The organism is Burkholderia sp. Bp8992, from assembly GCF_003853705.1.
In the GTDB taxonomy this organism is placed as follows: domain Bacteria; phylum Pseudomonadota; class Gammaproteobacteria; order Burkholderiales; family Burkholderiaceae; genus Burkholderia.
On sequence record NZ_QTQI01000002.1, the window covers coordinates 272538 to 288241 of the forward strand.

Annotated in this window: 15 protein-coding genes; 8 read left to right on the forward strand and 7 right to left on the reverse strand. The window is 68.1% G+C overall.

Annotated elements, in window-relative coordinates; genetic code table 11:
- Positions 1-5 precede the first annotated feature (5 nt).
- On the reverse strand, positions 6-470 hold the full coding sequence (locus DIE03_RS04085; RefSeq protein WP_124448134.1) for a VOC family protein: 465 nt from the start codon (positions 468-470) through the stop codon (positions 6-8).
- Between the two features lie 310 nt (positions 471-780).
- On the opposite strand from DIE03_RS04085, the gene DIE03_RS04090 reads away from it, so the two are divergent.
- Positions 781-1923, forward strand: coding sequence for a porin (locus DIE03_RS04090; protein WP_124447731.1), 1143 nt, complete (start codon positions 781-783; stop codon positions 1921-1923).
- A 206-nt stretch (positions 1924-2129) separates the two neighbouring features.
- Complete coding sequence (locus DIE03_RS04095; protein WP_124447733.1) at positions 2130-2432, forward strand: DUF4148 domain-containing protein; 303 nt, start codon at positions 2130-2132, stop codon at positions 2430-2432.
- Positions 2433-2555: 123 nt separating this feature from the next.
- Here the strand turns inward: DIE03_RS04095 and DIE03_RS04100 are convergent, their stop codons facing one another.
- Complete coding sequence (locus DIE03_RS04100) at positions 2556-3503, reverse strand: LysR family transcriptional regulator (protein WP_124447735.1); 948 nt, start codon at positions 3501-3503, stop codon at positions 2556-2558.
- A 202-nt stretch (positions 3504-3705) separates the two neighbouring features.
- On the opposite strand from DIE03_RS04100, the gene DIE03_RS04105 reads away from it, so the two are divergent.
- Both DIE03_RS04105 and DIE03_RS04110 read left to right on the forward strand, forming a co-directional pair.
- Positions 3706-5889, forward strand: a complete 2184-nt coding sequence (locus DIE03_RS04105) for an FUSC family protein (RefSeq protein WP_124447738.1) — start codon at positions 3706-3708, stop codon at positions 5887-5889.
- A 137-nt stretch (positions 5890-6026) separates the two neighbouring features.
- A complete protein-coding gene (locus DIE03_RS04110; RefSeq protein ID WP_124447740.1) occupies positions 6027-6239 on the forward strand; it encodes a hypothetical protein in 213 nt (70 codons plus the stop codon).
- A gap of 138 nt (positions 6240-6377) precedes the next feature.
- Here DIE03_RS04110 and DIE03_RS04115 read toward each other — a convergent pair whose 3' ends face one another.
- Both DIE03_RS04115 and DIE03_RS04120 read right to left on the reverse strand, forming a co-directional pair.
- Positions 6378-7487 carry a P1 family peptidase gene (locus tag DIE03_RS04115; protein WP_124447742.1) on the reverse strand — a complete coding sequence of 370 codons (1110 nt, stop codon included), beginning with the start codon at positions 7485-7487 and terminating at the stop codon, positions 6378-6380.
- 64 nt (positions 7488-7551) lie between these two features.
- Complete coding sequence (locus DIE03_RS04120) at positions 7552-8958, reverse strand: APC family permease (protein ID WP_124447744.1); 1407 nt, start codon at positions 8956-8958, stop codon at positions 7552-7554.
- Positions 8959-9090: 132 nt separating this feature from the next.
- Here DIE03_RS04120 and DIE03_RS04125 point away from each other — a divergent pair, with 132 nt between their 5' ends.
- Positions 9091-9891 carry a LuxR C-terminal-related transcriptional regulator gene (locus DIE03_RS04125; protein ID WP_124447746.1) on the forward strand — a complete coding sequence of 267 codons (801 nt, stop codon included), beginning with the start codon at positions 9091-9093 and terminating at the stop codon, positions 9889-9891.
- A gap of 137 nt (positions 9892-10028) precedes the next feature.
- The gene (locus DIE03_RS04130; protein ID WP_124447748.1) at positions 10029-10412 is read left to right on the forward strand and encodes a hypothetical protein; all 384 of its coding nucleotides are present in this window, start codon (positions 10029-10031) and stop codon (positions 10410-10412) included.
- A gap of 73 nt (positions 10413-10485) precedes the next feature.
- Here DIE03_RS04130 and DIE03_RS04135 read toward each other — a convergent pair whose 3' ends face one another.
- Entirely contained in the window at positions 10486-10791 is a 306-nt protein-coding gene (locus tag DIE03_RS04135; RefSeq protein ID WP_124447749.1) for a panthothenate synthetase, read from the reverse strand.
- A 92-nt stretch (positions 10792-10883) separates the two neighbouring features.
- Complete coding sequence (locus DIE03_RS04140) at positions 10884-12323, reverse strand: cytochrome P450 (RefSeq protein ID WP_124447751.1); 1440 nt, start codon at positions 12321-12323, stop codon at positions 10884-10886.
- A gap of 87 nt (positions 12324-12410) precedes the next feature.
- Here DIE03_RS04140 and DIE03_RS04145 point away from each other — a divergent pair, with 87 nt between their 5' ends.
- Complete coding sequence (locus tag DIE03_RS04145; protein WP_124447753.1) at positions 12411-13346, forward strand: AraC family transcriptional regulator; 936 nt, start codon at positions 12411-12413, stop codon at positions 13344-13346.
- A 350-nt stretch (positions 13347-13696) separates the two neighbouring features.
- Positions 13697-14071, forward strand: a complete 375-nt coding sequence (locus DIE03_RS04150; protein ID WP_124447755.1) for a hypothetical protein — start codon at positions 13697-13699, stop codon at positions 14069-14071.
- Between the two features lie 111 nt (positions 14072-14182).
- On the opposite strand, the gene DIE03_RS04155 is transcribed toward DIE03_RS04150, so the two are convergent.
- Complete coding sequence (locus DIE03_RS04155) at positions 14183-15700, reverse strand: CoA-acylating methylmalonate-semialdehyde dehydrogenase (RefSeq protein WP_124447757.1); 1518 nt, start codon at positions 15698-15700, stop codon at positions 14183-14185.
- Positions 15701-15704: the final 4 nt, after the last annotated feature.

Below are 15704 nucleotides of genomic sequence, written 5' to 3' on the forward strand. Positions count from 1 at the left end.
GGCATTTACCTGAAGTCGTCGATCTTCAGGCCGGTCGCCGCGCTCATCTCGTCGTTCGTCACGTCGCGCACGTGCTTGCCGAAGGTCCACACATGCCGGCCGGGGTCACGCGCGCGATACACGCGCTCACCGTAAAACTGGTCGGCCGGCACTTGCAGGATCTCCGCGCCGGCGGCACGCGCACGTTCGCAATGCGCATCGATGTCCGCATCGTCGGGAAGATGCACATGGACATTCTGCGTATTGCGATCGCCCGTGTCTTCCGGCGACGCGACGAAATCGGCCCATGCGCCGCCGACCATCACGATGCCATCGCCGAACTTCATCTCGGCATGCGCGATATTGCCGTCGGGCGTGGTCACGACGATGAAGCGTTCGAAGCCGAAGGCGCGCTCGAGCCAGTCCAGCGCGGCTTTCGGATTGCGGTAGCACAGGGCGGAGCTGAACGACGGACGACGGGCAGTAGCCATGGGTTGTCTCCGGATCTCGGCATCGGAGTGTCCATTCTCCGCGTCCGCCGCGCGGCGATCAACTCCGTCCTTGGCGGCCCGCATGTTGTCGATGCGCGACATGCCGCCTGCGGCCAACCCGCGGGGCGCGGCGGGCGGCGGGCGAGAACGCCCGGCGTGCGGCCCTCGCGTCGCTTTGTGAAGGCGGTATGACGGACTCTTGCGCAACGCGCAAAGGAGCGCTCGCATCCCGGTACCCCGGAATCGGGCGACCGCGCCCCTACACTTGCGCCGAACTTTTGTTTCCCGTCCCACACGCAGGAATTTCACCATGAAAAAAACCCTGATCGCCGGCGCATGCACCGCCGCCCTGTTCGCGCCGCTCGCCCACGCGCAAAGCTCGGTCACGCTGTACGGCCTGATCGACGCCGGCATCGCATATACCAACAACGTGAACGGCGCGTCGCAGTGGCGCATGGCCAGCGGCACGGTCAACGGCAGCCGCTTCGGCGTACGCGGTACCGAGGATCTCGGCGGCGGCCTGAAGGCGCTGTTCGTGCTCGAAAACGGCTTCAACGTGAACAACGGCGGGCTCGGCCAGGACGGCAAGCTGTTCGGCCGCCACGCGTATGTCGGCCTCAGCCAGGCCGGCTACGGCACGCTGACGCTCGGCCGCCAGTACGACACGATGGTGGATTTCGTCGCACCGCTGTCCGCCACGGCAGGCGACTTCGGCGATGCGGGCTTCGCGCATCCGTTCGACAACGACAACCTGAATCACTCGCTGCGCATCAACAACGCAGTCAAGTACACGAGCGAGTCGCTCTCCGGTTTCAAGGTCGGCGCGATGTACGCGTTCTCGAACTCGACGAGCTTCAGCGCCAACCGCGCGTACAGCGTCGCGGCGAGCTACACGAACGGCCCGCTGAAGCTGGCCGGCGCGTACCTGCAGATGAACGGCACCAAGGGCTCGACGAGCGCGAGCCCCGGCGCGACCGATTCGGCCGAAGCGAAAAGCGTGAGCCAGGGCGGCTGGTCGATCGGCTCGGACCGCATGCGCACGTACGGCGGCGGCGTGAGCTACATGTTCGGCCCGGCGACCGTCGGCTTCGTCTACACGCGCTCGCAATACGACAACACGGGCTCGTTCGGCTCCACCGGCCAGGTCGCATTCAACAACTACGACGTGAACGTGCGCTATGCCGTGACGCCGGCCGTCAGCCTCGGCGCCGCCTACGTGTACACGGACGCCAGCGTGTCGAACCCCGACAGCAAGCACGGCACCGATCCGAAGTGGCACCAGGTCGACCTGCAGGCCGTGTACAAGCTGTCGCGCCGCACCGACCTGTACGCGGAAGCGATGTTCCAGCATGCGTCCGGCCGCGGCTACCAGGCGTTCATCAACACGTCGGGCGGCGCATCGAGCACGGCGAACCAGGTGGTCGGCACGATCGGCATGCGCACGCGCTTCTGACCAGTGTGATGCCGCGTCGCCCGCCGGCCTCGAACCCTGAGTTCGTTCGCCGCGGGCGACAGGCGCCAATGTTGTTCCATCTGGAAGGCAGCCTGCCTGGAATCGGGGTTTTTGCGCGTGCAGCCGCTACGTAGACTGGCGTCGAAGGCTCGGGCCATGCGTCGCGCATCGATCCGGCCACCCCACCCCGTATTCAGGAGAACCTCGTGAAATCGCTCGTCGTTACCGCCGCCGCTGCCGTGCTGCTTGCCGCACCGGCCCTGTCGTTCGCCCAGCAGGCACAGTCGCCCGTCACGCGCGCGCAGGTGCTGCAGGAGCTGATCGATCTGGAATCGGTCGGCTACAACCCGGCGCATGGCGAAGCCGACAACTATCCGGAGGACATCATGGCGGCGCAGGCACGGCTGCAGGCGAAGCGTCTCGCCGAACACAAGGCGGCGCAGGCCGCGTACGGCCCGGCCGGCCAGCCGGCAACCGAATCCGGTGCGGCAGCGAAGCCCGCGCCGTGACGACGTGACAAAGCGCCTCGCCCGCGTGAAGGATGTTCAGCGGGCAAGGCGTGTAGCGCTCATGCGTGAAGAAGCCGGCATCGAAACGACTATCGAAACGACGCACGCGTGTGCGCCCGGCGTTCAGGCAGCCTGCGGTTCGCGATCGATCGCGCTCAGCATCTCGACGTCTCGCGCGATCATGCCCGGCACCTGCGCACGCAGCATCTCGACCCAGGTCCGCACCTTCGCATCGACGAAGCGGCGTGACGGATACAGCGCGTACACGTTCATCTTCTGCAGGATGTGCGCGGGCAGCACGCGGACGAGCGTGCCGTCGCGCAATGCGTCGATCGCCGAGTACAGCGGCAGCATGCCGATCCCGATGCCGTCGCGGATCGCGAGTGCGAGCGATTCGGCCGTATTGGTCTGCACCGGCCCCGCGACGTGAATCTGCTCGACGCCCTCGGGCCCTTCGAGCACCCATTCGTGCGTCGGGAACGCGGGCGTACACAGCGTCAGGCAGGCGTGCGCGGCGAGATCGTGCGGACGGGCCGGCGCGCCGTGCCGTTTCACATAGTCGGGCGACGCGCACAGGATGCTGAACGTCGAGCCGAGCAGGTGCGACACGAGTTCGGAATCGGGCAGCGACGACGCGGTCACGACGGCCATGTCGCTCGTGCCGTCGAACAGGTCGGGCATGCGCTGCGACAGCGACAGCTCGATCGACACGTCCGGGAACTGCGCGTGATAGCGCGTCAGTGCGGGCAATACATAGTGATGGCCGACGCTCGCGAAGCTGTGCATGCGCAGCACGCCGGCCGGGCGCTCGTGCGCGCAGCTCGCCTCTTCTTCCGCGCGGTCGACGTCGGCGAGGATCTGGCGGCAGCGCCGCAAATAGCTTTCGCCGGCCGACGTGAGCGCGAGACGGCGCGTCGAGCGATTCATCAGACGGGTGCGCAGCCGCGCCTCCAGTTCCGACACCGCGCGCGACATTGCACCCGTCGTCGAATTCAGCGATTGCGCGGCGGCCGTGAAGCTGCCCGTCTCGACGACGCGCGAAAACACCCGCATGTTTTGTAGGGTATCCATTCCTGTGAGCAACCTGTAGCGGAACCGCTATTTTCCTCCACGGGATGCGACAGATTGTTACTCCGGCTGCAACTATCGTTTCCCCGCAGCTGCGTTAATGCGCAAGCGCCGCCCTCCTACAATCGGCGCCTCACCAGTCGAACGGACCCGTTCGGACGCGCCGCGGCATCGTGCCCCGGCCCCGTACGAGCCCCCTCTTTTCATGAAGCCACAACCTGCGATCGCGCGATCTTCCATCGAACCGGACCGATGGAGGCGATGGCTCGATCCGCTCGGCAACGCGGCGCGAGACTGGGCCGTGACCGACGGGCTGATCTGGCTGCATCTCGCGAAAACCGTGCTCGCGGCGCTGCTTGCGATGGGCATCGCGATGCGTCTCGAGATGTCGCAGCCGCGCACCGCGATGACGACTGTGTTCGTGCTGATGCAGCCGCTGTCGGGGATGGTGTTCGCCAAGAGTTTCTATCGCGTGCTCGGCACGGCGGCCGGCCTCGTCGCCGCGCTCGCGCTCGGCGGGCTGTTCGCGCAGCAGCCCGAGCTGTACATGGCCGGCATCACGCTGTGGATCGGCAGCTGCATCGCGCTCGCGGTCCGCAACCGCCATTTCCGCTGGTACGGCTTCGTGCTCGCCGGCTATACGGCCGCGCTCATCGGCCTGCCGGCCGTGATGACGCCGCAGACGCTGTTCCAGTCCGCGCTCACGCGCGCCGCGGAGGTCGCGCTCGGCATCGCGTGCTCGGGCGCGGTCAGCGCGCTGATCCTGCCGCTCAGTTCCGCGAAGGCGCTGATGCGCTCGTTGAGCGCGCGCCACGCGACGTTCGCCGCGTTCACTGCCGGTGCGCTGTCGGGCGACGTCGCGCGCGGCGATTTCGAGCGGCGCTTCGCCGATTTCGTCGACGACATTGTCGGCTTCGAGGCCAACCGCGCGTTCGCGTCGTTCGAGGATCCGCACATCCGCGCGCGCAGCCGCCGGCTCGCACGGCTGAACAGCGAGTTCATGAACGCATGCACGCGGCTGCATGCGCTGCACCAGCTCGTCAAACGCCTGCGTGCGAACCATTCGGACGCAGTGCTCGATGCGCTCGCGCCGCATGTCGACGCGCTCGCGCTACGGTTCGCGGCACTGCGCGACGAGCGGCCGCGCGGCGTCACGCCGGCCACCGGCGCGCCGCTCGAACTGCGCCGTTTCCACAGCGCGCTGCCCAAGGCGGCCCGTGCGTCGCGGCGCACCGTCGAAGCGCATGCGGCCGGCGGCCTGCTCGATTTCGACACCGCGATCGAACTGCTGTACCGCTTCGTCGGCGAATACCTCGGCTACGCCGATACGTACGCGTCGCTCGACCAGGACGATCACGCGTTCGAGCGCTCCGTCACGCATTACGCGGTGAAGACCAATTCGTTCTTCGTCGGCTTCGCGTTCCTGCGCACCGTCGTCGCCGTCGGCGCGATGAGCGCGTTCTGGATCGCGTCCGAATGGCCGAGCGGGTCGCTCGCGGTGATCGCCACCGCGATCGCGTGCGCGCTCAGCTCGACGTCGCCGCGTGCGCCGAAGTTCGTCGCACAGATGAGCGTCGGCGCGGCGTTCGCGACCGCCGTCGGCTACATGTTCCTGTGCTACGTGTATCCGAACATCGACGGCTTCCCGCTGCTGTGCGCGACACTGGCGCCGGTACTCGGCCTCGGTGCCTTCCTGGCAATGCGTCCCGGCCTGTCCGGCTACGGGATCGGCTTCGCGGTGTTCTTCTGCCTGCTCGCAGGCCCCGACAACGCGATCGCCTATACGCCCGAGGTGCTGATCAACAACGGGCTGGCGATCGTCGTCGCGATGCTCGCGTGCTCGCTCGTATTCGCGGTCGTGTTTCCCACCCACATGCCCTGGCTCACCGGCCGCATCGCGCACGACCTGCGCCGCCAGGTCACGCTCGCGAGCAAAGGCGCGCCGGACGGCCTCGCGCAGCGCTTCCAGTCGAGCACCCACGACCTGATGGCGCAACTGCGCACGCTCCTCGTGCGGCGGACACGGCAGCACCGCGACGCCATGCGCTGGATGCTGTCGACGCTCGAGGTCGGCCATGCGGTGATCGACCTGCGCGACGAGCTGCATGCGTTCAGTGCATCGAGGCCGCCGCAGACGCTGCGCTGGACCGCGTCGATCGATGCGGTGCTGCACGAGCTGCCGCGCTTCTTCGACGATCCGACGCCCGGCCATCACGCACGCACGCTGAAATCGGTGAATCTCGCGATCCGCGCGGCGCAGCACACGCTGCAGGCATGGTACGCGGTGCCCGATGCGCGCCGAAGCATGCAGCGGATCGTCGGCTGCCTGCACTTCATGCGCAGCGCGCTGCTCGACAAGGACGCACCGTTCAACCGGCACCGCCATTGACGATCGGTGCGGGCGCAACGGGATCCTTGTTCCGGATGGAAATAAGCTCTACAGCCGCGGTGATTAATCTCTAAGCAGTGCGAGCCTATAGTTTCCTCACTGCCAGCGCGACTGGCACTCACCCAGGAGAAACCAAAATGAAGCCGCTGCACCTCGCCCTCGTTGCCCTGTCGCTCACCGCTGCCGTCGCCCACGCGCAGCCGGCGCCGGCAGACGCCGCATCGCAACAGGCGAACCGCGCCGAAGCCGTCAAGGCCGCGGGCCGTGTCGATCGTTCGCAATCGAAGCAGGAAGACCCGAACGCCTGCGTCGGCCCGGTCAGCTTCTGCAACATCTACTTCGGCAGCTGAGCGTGACGCCGCGACGTCACGGCCAGGCCCGCATCGCCCGCACGGCATGCAGCGCATGCGCGGGCGGACGGCGGTCCGGCCGCTCGCCGCATCGCCGCCCCCTCTCACGCCGCTTCGATTGAAGCGGCGCTTGCCGTTTCAGGCGCCGCGCCCCGGCCGCCACCCCACTTCGCGCAACGCATCCAGCAGGCGCGCCTGCCCGAGCCCTTCGACCCGCGCACCGCGCGACTCGACGTTGCCGCCCGCGACCAGCGCATTCACGATCGCTTCCTCCACCGCTTCCGCCGCCGCGACGAACAGCGCGGAAATATGATCGTTGTTGACCATCTTCAGATCGGTGGTCGGCGCGCCCTTGCTGCCGTAGTTCGTGGCCGGCAGGCCGTCGTTGCCCGTTGCAAACGCCAGGAAGATGTCGCCGCTCGAATCCTCGGTACCGCCGCCGACGCGTGCGAGCCCGACGCTCGCACGCTGCGCGAGGCGCGTGCATTGATGCGGCAGGAGCGGTGCATCGGTCGCGATCGTCACGACGATCGAGCCCATGCCCGGCTCGCCTCCGGCTGCCTGTTCGCGGAACGGCGAATGCACGTGCCGCAGCACTTCGCCCACCGGGTAGCCGGCAACGCGCAGCATCTCGCGCACACCGTAGTTCGCCTGGACGATCGCGCCGACGGTCCAGCCGCCCGCGTCGGCCGCGAGCACGCGCGACGCGGTGCCGATGCCGCCCTTGAACTCGTGGCAGATCATCCCCGTGCCGCCGCCGACGCCGCCTTCCGCCACCGGCCCCGACTGCGCGGCCGCCAGCGCGCGCTGCACGTGCGCGGCGCTCACATGCTGCCCCCAGATGTCGTTCAGCAGCCCGTCGTAGGTTTCCATCACGACCGGCATGCACCAGTACACGCGGCCGGCCGCCGCTTCGCGCTCGTTCGCGATGAGCGCATCGCGCACCGCGCCGACGCTGTGGGTGTTGGTATAGGCGATCGGCGTCGTCAGCAGGCCGGCCTCGCGGATCCATTCGAGGCCTGTCGCGTCGCCGTTGCCGTTCAGCACGTGCACGCCCGCGAAGCACGGCGAATCGTGCGCGGTGCCCGCGCGCGGCTCGATGACGGTCACGCCGGTGCGAATCGACGCGTCGCCGTTCTCGACGTTCAGCGTGCAATGTCCGACCCGCACGCCCGGTACGTCCGTGATCGCGTTGAAGCGGCCCGGCGTACCGAGTCCGATGCGGATGCCGAGATCCCTCGTGCGCATGATGCAGTTCCTCCAGTCTTTCAGTGGTTCGGTATGTCGATGTCGCCAGGTGCCAATCCTGCGCTCAAAGCGCGCGGAACGCTTCGCTGTGGCGCGCCCACACCGCGTACATCACGAGTGCGGCGACCAGCAGCCCCGCGATGATGATCAGGTCGGTCGACTTCGTCGCCGTCGCCAGCGTCGTGTAGAGCGTATAGGCGGCACCCGCCACCGCGACGAGCGGCGTCACGGGCCACAGCGGCATCCGGTAATGATGCTCGACGTCGCGGCGCACGAACCGGCTCGCGAGCGCGGCCAGCCCGACGACGAGGTAGATCAGCAGCAGCAGGTCGACCGTGAACGCGGTCAGCTCGTCGAGGCTCGACACGAACACGAGCCCCGCCGACGGCACCGCCAGCGCGATCGTCGCGAGCCACGGCGATTCGAGGCGCGGATGAATCGTCGAGAACGCGCGGTTGCAGGTGCGCGACCAGAGCGCGTGCCGGCCGCTGCTGTACAGCAGGCGGCCCATCGTTATCACGATCGCGATGATCGCGTTGAACACCGACAGGAAGATCCCGCCGCTGACCACGCGCGACACGGCCGGGTTGCTCAGCGAGCGCACCACATAGCCGATCGGGTCGGCGCTCTTCGTCAGTTCCGTCAGCGACGGCGCGCCGAGCACGATCGCCGTGAGCGGCACCAGTTCGACGACGAGGATCACGAGCAGCGAATAGATCACCGCCTTCGCGACGTTGCGGTTGCCGCCGCGCAGGTCTTCCGCGAGATAGGCGGCCGAGCCGAAGCCGTTGTAGCAGAAGATCGCGGTGCCGATCGCCGGCACGATGGCTGCGAGCGTCGCCGGCACGAGCGCGTTGCCGCTCGCGACGACCGGTGCGATCAGCACGTCGGCGCCGCGATGCGGCGAACCGAAGCCGAGCCCCGCGATCAGCATCAGCACGCCGATCTCGACGACCAGGAACGCGCCGGTGATCCACGCGTTCGTCTTGATGTTCAGCATGCCGAGCAGATAGCTGAGCAGCACGATCGTCAGCGCGACCGACTGGTTGCTGAAGTGCGTGCCGAGTGCGTTGTTCAGGTAGGGCGCGGCGCCGCTCGCGAGCACGGCCGGGATGAACACGCTGACGGAGAGCACCGTGATGAAGGTCAGGTAGCCCGGCAGCGTGCCGAACACGCGCTTGGCCATCACGTACTCGCCGCCTGCGCTGCGGTGCGCGGCGCTGAGTTCCGCGTAGCAGAGCGCGAACGCAAGCGCGAGTACGCCGCCGAGCACGAACGACAGCACGGCACCGCTGCCCGCCTGCTGGATCGCGAACGGCGCGATCACGAAGATCGAACTCGCCGGCGTCACGCCCGATACGGTGATCATCACCGCATCGCGGACGCTGAGCGTCTGCGACAACGCGCGCGGCGCGTCCTCCGTTGCAGGCGCCGCTTGCAGGCTGCCCGTCGATTCCGACATCATCGCCATTTCGTGCTCCTTTGTTCCTTTGCCGCCTTTTTTTGAACACCCATACTCGGGCCCGATTGATTGCGTGGCAGTCTAGGAAGCCAATTTCAGGACCGCTATTCCCCCTTCGTGTTACGCTCTTCCGGTGGTGGTATGGATCGTCTCTTTTCCGAAATCGCGATGCACCAGGCGCTCGGCCGCGCAATCGATCATCTCGGCCAGCCGCGCTTCTGGCGGTTCCTGGTGCTGCTGCTCAATGAAATGGTGCCGTTCGACAACGCGCTCGCGACCGCGGTCGGCCGCGATGGCGTGCCGCTCGTGCTCGACGAATACGATACGGGCGGCACCGACAGTGCATCGCCCGTGCCGCTCTACCTGAACGGCGTCTATCTGCTCGACCCGTTCCTGCAGGCCGCGCACGACGGGCTCGCCGACGGCTGCTACCGGCTCGAGGAAGTCGCGCCGGACCTGTTCCGGCAGAGCGAGTATTTCCTCAGCTACTTCCGCGATGCAGTCGGCGACGACGAGATCCAGATCCTCGTGCGGCCGAACGCCGACACGCTGCTGTCGCTGTCGCTCGGTGCGGCCGCACGCTTCGACGTCGAGCCGCTCGGCAAGCTGACGGCCGCGATGCCGTGGGTGCTCGCGGCAATGCGGCAGCACTGGCGGCTGGTGGGCGATGCCGCGCGCGCGACGCCCGATGCCGATCTCGGCGCACGCGTCGAACAGGCGCTTGCGCGCTTCGGCGCGGGCGTGCTGACCGACCGCGAGATGTCGATCGCAAGAATGGTGCTGCGCGGCAATTCGTCGAAGGCGATCGCCGAACGGCTGGCGATCTCGCCCGAAACGGTGAAGGTGCATCGACGCCATCTGTACGCGAAGCTCGGCATTTCTTCGCAGCCCGAGCTGTTTTCGCGGTTCATCCAGGCGCTGGGGGAAGATGCGGCCGGGTGAGCGCATCGACCGGGACGGATGGCAACGGGCACGGAATCGGGCACTATCCGTCATGCGCCGCATGTCGCGGTCATCCGCCGAAGCCGGTGTGGATACCCGGTCACAACACGATTGCCCGAAAACAGGAATCCCGACGCATGTCACTCATTCCGCTCATAGGAATCGGCTGGCTGTTTCTGTGCGCGATCAGCGCCGCATCGATCGTGCTCGTGCCGCCCGTGGTGCTGGTCGCGTGCCTGATGGGCAAGGACGTCTGGTCGATCCTGACGCGCGGCCGATTGCAGTTCGCGTTCCTGGCCTACCTCGGCTCGGCGCCGGTACCGGCGGTCCTCACGTTCCTGCTGGAAGCCGGCGCCACGGCCGGCAACGCAGGCGGCGTGGCATCCGACAGCCTGACCGCATGGAACGAGCGGTGCTTGTTCGTGTTCCTGGGCGCGGCGGCCTTGTGCGGCCTGCTGTTGCTGTTGCGACCGAAAAACCGGCAAGCGGCAAACGTCGAGCCGTCGCAGTCTGCGCGATAGCGGCCACGCGGAACGCCGCGCCATGCCGGCCGCCCGGCTTCCGGGCAGCGGCACGGTCTTGCGCGGCCTCCTGCTACTTCCACTTCGCGCCGAGTTGCGCGAGCCCTGCGTTCCGGAGATCGTCCGGCAGCATCACCACGCGGAACTCGCAGTCCGCATTCAACATCAGGAACCACGGCTCGGCGAGTGCCGGGATCTGCGACGGGTCGTCCATGTCGACGATCACGACCGCCCCGCGCCCGCCGTTCTGCTCCGTGAAATACACGGCCTCCGGCTTGACCGCTTCGAGTATTCGCGAGATCACGTCGCCGACGCTGCCGTCGCGCACCAGCGTGTTGAACGGCTCGTGAGGGATTCGTATGTTCAGAAGCATGCGCATGACCATCCTCCTTGGGCTCCGCCCGGCCTGGGCCCTTCAAGCATAGGTGTTGCGCGATGCTGGCCGGGTCGAATCGAACGCTCATGCCTCCATCATGAAGCGGCCGCATCGGCCGTCAGCCCCGTCGGCGCGATCGCCAGATGCAACGCCTGCTGCGGCCGCAGCGTCACGTTCAACACGGGTCGCGGCGGCGCCATTCCGGGCGGCACCGACAGCACGTACCGCTGCAGGACCATTGCGGCCACAACCGTCATCTCCGTCATCGCCAGATGCTGCCCGAGGCACACGCGCGGGCCCGTGCCGAACGGCATGTACGCGCCGCGCGGCAGCGGCGGCGCACCGTCGGCGAAACGCTCCGGACGAAACGCGTCGGGCTCCGGAAACCACCGCGGATCGCGCTGCATCAACTGCAGCGGCAGCATGAACAGCGTGCGCGCAGGAAACTGCCATCCGCCGAGCGCGATCGGCCGCGCGGCGCGGCGGCTGATCAGGATCGGCGCGGACGGATACAGCCGCAGCGTTTCGTCGAGCGTCTGCGTCAGGTAGCGCAACGACGATCGCGTCTCGGGGGACGGCGCGCGACCGCCCAGCACGCGGGACACCTCGTCGCGCGCGGCGGCTTGCACCTCCGGATTCGTGGCCATGCACCATGCCCACCAGGTCAGCGCCCCGGCCGTCGTCTCGTGCCCCGCCAGGAACGCCGTCACGCATTCGTCGTGCACGGCCTGCAGCGGCCATTTCCGCGCATCCGCCCGATGCAGCCGCAACAGGCGCGACAGCAGATCATCCGGCCACGCAATCTCGGGCCGGTCGAGGCGCGCATGGAGTTGCCGGCCGACCAGCCCGTCCAGCACCGCCATCGCCCGCACCTTGCCGCGCTTCCACGGCACCCAGTCCGGCGTGCTTGCCGGCACGTAGAACGCCGCGTTGGCCGCCGCGCTCACCACGCGCACCGCCTCCTCGGCCGCGCGCGCATCGTCGCCGATCGTTTCGGAGAACATCGTGCGCATGATCACGTCCATGGCCAACGACGTCAGCGCGCTTTCGATCGGCCAGTCCGGATCGCGTGCGGGCCACTGCGCGAGTGCCTGGCCGGCCGTCGCCGCGATCGCCGGAACGAAGGCCTGGACCGGCTTCGGCATGAAGTTCGGCTGCAGCGCGTGCCGCTTGTCGCGCCACGCGTCACCCTCGGCGACCAGCACGCTGTGGCCGTGGACCTGCGCGAATACGCGGATCGCGCGCTCCCAGCGCCCGAGCGCATCGTGATGCGTGACCAGCAGCTCGCGCACGAGCGCCGGATCGGTCACGACCACTGCGTGCTCGGGCCATACGCGCAAGTGCACGACGTCGCCGTACGCGCGCCGCCAGCCGGCCAGCGTGCCGATCAGGTCGCGCGACATCGCACGCAGCAACCCCCACCCCGTCAGGCCGGCACGCGGCCCCGGCGGCCATACGCCGGGCGGGTGAAGCACGGGCGCCGGTGCAGCGGCGCCCGCATGGAATGGACATTGGGAAGAGGATCGCGGGTTCATGCGCAGGATTGTCCGCGGCGGCGCGCCGGCGGTCTTGAACGCAAACGACATCGACACGCATCCGGCCGATGCCTATACTCCGGCGTCATGTTCTCCGGACCGACATCGATCCTGCCGTCCTGCCCCGATCCGCTGGCGCGCGCACCGCGTGTGACGAACGGCGGGCGGTCGCCGCATGCGCGGCTGCATCCCGCACCGGCCGCGCTGCAGGGCGCGGTGGTCGCGATCGTCCTGTACGACACGCGCGGCGTCGCGGCGAGCGACGCGCAGCGGCTCTCGCACTTTCCGGCCACGCCGCTCGTCTGCGTGTCGTGGTACCGGGATCTCGACGCGGGTTTCATCTCGCACACGGCCGACGGCCCGCAATGGCGCCCCTTCGACGCGGCGGCGACGCTGTCGGGCAGCCATTCGGCGCCCACCGTCGCGTGGGCGCCGACGGGCGGGCTGATCGGCATGATCTGTTTCACCGCCGATGCGGCGCGGACCCTGTTCGGTATCGCGCTGCCGGACATCCACGACCGCGTGCTCGACGCACACGCGTGCCTCGGCCGCGACTGGCACGCGCTGCTCGATGCGCTGCTCGGCGCGGAGCGCGACGCCGAGGTGCTGGCGGCGATCGATCGGCATCTCGCGCCTCGCTGGCAGGCGCTACGGCCGGCGACACCGCTGTCGTCGCTCCGCGACGCGGGGCGCAGCTGGGTCGAGCGCCTCGCGCTGCAGGCGCGCGAATGGCGCGGCACGCACAGCCCGCGACAGGTCGAACGGCGCATCAAGACCTACAGCGGCCGATCGCTGCGCGAATGGCAGGCGCTCGTCAGGACGGAAGGCGCGTTCTTCGCGGCGCGCGACCGGTTCGAAGCCGGCACCGCGTTCAACTGGGCCACGCTGGCGCTGGACGAAGGGTTCGCCGACCAGGCGCACCTGAGCCGCGAGGTAAAGCGCATCACGGGATTTTCGCCGAGCGAGTTCACGCAACGCTTCATCGAAGACGAGTCGTTCTGGATGTATCGGCTGTGGGTGTGACACGCGGCGGCCGGATTCCGGCGTATCGTCCCGACCGTCGTCGCGCAAGACGCTGACGCATCGGCGCGCATCCTGCGTTCGGGGACGGACGCGAATATCCGCTCCGCTCGGCGGCGATCACGCTGCCGTTGTGCGACGAATACACTTCGGCCGATACGCCCCCCGTTCTTCTCGCAGCCCTGCTCAAAACCGCCTATCGTGAAGAAGACGCCCCGTTTGCCGCCATTCGACCTTGTGTCGCTCGCACGGGCGGCGACGGCATCGCGTTCCGGCACCATTCATCGCGATCCCTGCGCACGCTCGCCCGTGCACACGATCGCGGCCGCCCACCGGACAACCAGGAGGCACACATGAAAGCCGCGCTGCTCGTCAGCTCCGCCCTGCTCGCCATTGCGTCCGCTTCGGCCTCGGCCCAAGGCTCGATCACGAAGGCCGAAAACGGCGCGCTCGTCGCCGCAAACGGCATGACCGTCTACACATTCGACCAGGACAAGCCCAACGCCGGCACCAGCGCCTGCACGGGCCAATGCGAATCCTTCTGGCCGCCGTACAAGGCCAGCGCGACCGACGTCCCGGTCGGCCCCTACACGATCGTCAAGCGCGACGACGGCAGCCCGCAATGGGCGTACAAGGGCAAGCCGCTCTACTTCTTCTCGAAGGACATGAAACAGGGCGACCGCAACGGCGACAACTTCAAGAACATGTGGCACGTGGTGGCGCCGTAAGCGTTCCGCTGCCTTCCGCCCCATCCGTGCAGACATGAAAAAACCCGCTCCGATCGACGATCGGAGCGGGCCTTTGCACGTCCCGCCGGCAGCACGCGGCCGGCTTGCGCGTCAGCGGCTCGACGGGAAGCTGAACACCGTCCCTTCGCGCACGCCGGCCGACGGCCAGCGCTGCGTGATCGTCTTGCGCTTCGTGTAGAAACGCACGGCGTCCGGGCCATACGCGTGCAGGTCGCCGAACAGCGAACGCTTCCAGCCGCCGAACGAGTGGTATGCGACCGGCACCGGCAGCGGCACGTTGATGCCGACCATGCCGATCTGGATGTTGTCGCTGAAGTAGCGCGCAGCCTCGCCGTCGCGCGTGAACAGGCACGTGCCGTTGCCGTATTCGTGCGCGTCGATCAGCGCCATCGCCTCGTCGAGCGACTTCAGGCGGATCACGCCGAGCACGGGCCCGAAGATTTCATGCTGGTAGATCGGCATGCCGGGCTTCACGTTGTCGAACAGGCACGGGCCGAGGTAGTAGCCGTCGTCGTGGCCGTCGACCTTCACGCCGCGGCCATCGACCACGAGCGTCGCACCGGCTTGCACGCCGGCTTCGACGAAACCCGTCACCTTCTCGAAATGCTGCTGCGTGACGAGCGGGCCCATGTCGACACCCGCGCCGTTGCCCGGGCCGACCTTCATCTTCTCGATCTCGGCCTTCAGCCCGGCGACGACCTGGTCGCCCGTTTCGTCGCCGATCGCGACGACCAGCGGAATCGCCATGCAGCGTTCGCCGCACGAGCCGTACGCGGCGCCCATCAGCGCATTCACCGCGTTGGGGATATCGGCGTCAGGCATCACGACCGCGAAGTTCTTCGCGCCGCCGAGCGCCTGCACGCGCTTGCCGTGCGCGCAGCCGGTCGAATAGATGTATTCGGCGATCGGCGTCGAGCCGACGAAGCTCACGGCCTTCACGCGCGGATCGGTCAGGATCGTGTCGACCGCCTCCTTGTCGCCGTTCACGACGTTCAGCACGCCAGGCGGCAGGCCGGCTTCGAGCGCGAGCTCGGCCATGCGCAGCGTCGACGACGGCGTGCGCTCGGACGGCTTCAGCACGAACGTGTTGCCGCACGCGACGGCCATCGGCCACATCCACAACGGCACCATCACCGGGAAGTTGAACGGCGTGATGCCGGCGGCAACGCCCAGCGCCTGGAACTCGCTCCACGAATCGATCGCGGGGCCGACGTTCTTGCTGTGCTCGCCCTTCAGCAGCTCGGGCACGTAGGTCGCGTATTCGACGTTCTCGATCCCGCGCTGCAGCTCGCCCATCGCATCGGCGAGCACCTTGCCGTGCTCGGCCGTGATCAGCGCGCACAGCTCGTCGGCATGCTCTTCGAGCAGCGTCTTGAAGCGGCTCATCACGCGGGCGCGCTTCAGCGGCGGCGTGTTGCGCCACGCCGGGAACGCGGCCTGCGCGGACGCGATCGCGGCTTCGACGGTCAGCTTGTCGGCGAGCGCGACGCTCTTGTTCGATTCGCCGGTGGCCGGGTCGAACACCGGCTGGACGCGGCTGCCGCCGTCGACGCGCTTGCCGTCGATCAGGTGGCCGATGGTGGAGGTCACATTGCTGTCGTGTTTCATCGTT

Excerpts from the sequence above, each read along its gene's own strand:
- DIE03_RS04150 (WP_124447755.1), top strand. The coding sequence starts at position 13,697 with ATGAAAGCCGCGCTGCTCGTCAGCTCCGCCCTGCTCGCCATTGCGTCC.
- DIE03_RS04120 (WP_124447744.1), bottom strand. The coding sequence starts at position 8,958 with ATGGCGATGATGTCGGAATCGACGGGCAGCCTGCAAGCGGCGCCTGCA.
- DIE03_RS04135 (WP_124447749.1), bottom strand. The coding sequence starts at position 10,791 with ATGCGCATGCTTCTGAACATACGAATCCCTCACGAGCCGTTCAACACG.
- DIE03_RS04085 (WP_124448134.1), bottom strand. The coding sequence starts at position 470 with ATGGCTACTGCCCGTCGTCCGTCGTTCAGCTCCGCCCTGTGCTACCGC.
- DIE03_RS04140 (WP_124447751.1), bottom strand. The coding sequence starts at position 12,323 with ATGAACCCGCGATCCTCTTCCCAATGTCCATTCCATGCGGGCGCCGCT.
- DIE03_RS04155 (WP_124447757.1), bottom strand. The coding sequence starts at position 15,700 with ATGAAACACGACAGCAATGTGACCTCCACCATCGGCCACCTGATCGAC.
- DIE03_RS04090 (WP_124447731.1), top strand. The coding sequence starts at position 781 with ATGAAAAAAACCCTGATCGCCGGCGCATGCACCGCCGCCCTGTTCGCG.
- DIE03_RS04125 (WP_124447746.1), top strand. The coding sequence starts at position 9,091 with ATGGATCGTCTCTTTTCCGAAATCGCGATGCACCAGGCGCTCGGCCGC.
- DIE03_RS04110 (WP_124447740.1), top strand. The coding sequence starts at position 6,027 with ATGAAGCCGCTGCACCTCGCCCTCGTTGCCCTGTCGCTCACCGCTGCC.
- DIE03_RS04145 (WP_124447753.1), top strand. The coding sequence starts at position 12,411 with ATGTTCTCCGGACCGACATCGATCCTGCCGTCCTGCCCCGATCCGCTG.
- DIE03_RS04115 (WP_124447742.1), bottom strand. The coding sequence starts at position 7,487 with ATGCGCACGAGGGATCTCGGCATCCGCATCGGACTCGGTACGCCGGGC.
- DIE03_RS04100 (WP_124447735.1), bottom strand. The coding sequence starts at position 3,503 with ATGGATACCCTACAAAACATGCGGGTGTTTTCGCGCGTCGTCGAGACG.
- DIE03_RS04130 (WP_124447748.1), top strand. The coding sequence starts at position 10,029 with ATGTCACTCATTCCGCTCATAGGAATCGGCTGGCTGTTTCTGTGCGCG.
- DIE03_RS04105 (WP_124447738.1), top strand. The coding sequence starts at position 3,706 with ATGAAGCCACAACCTGCGATCGCGCGATCTTCCATCGAACCGGACCGA.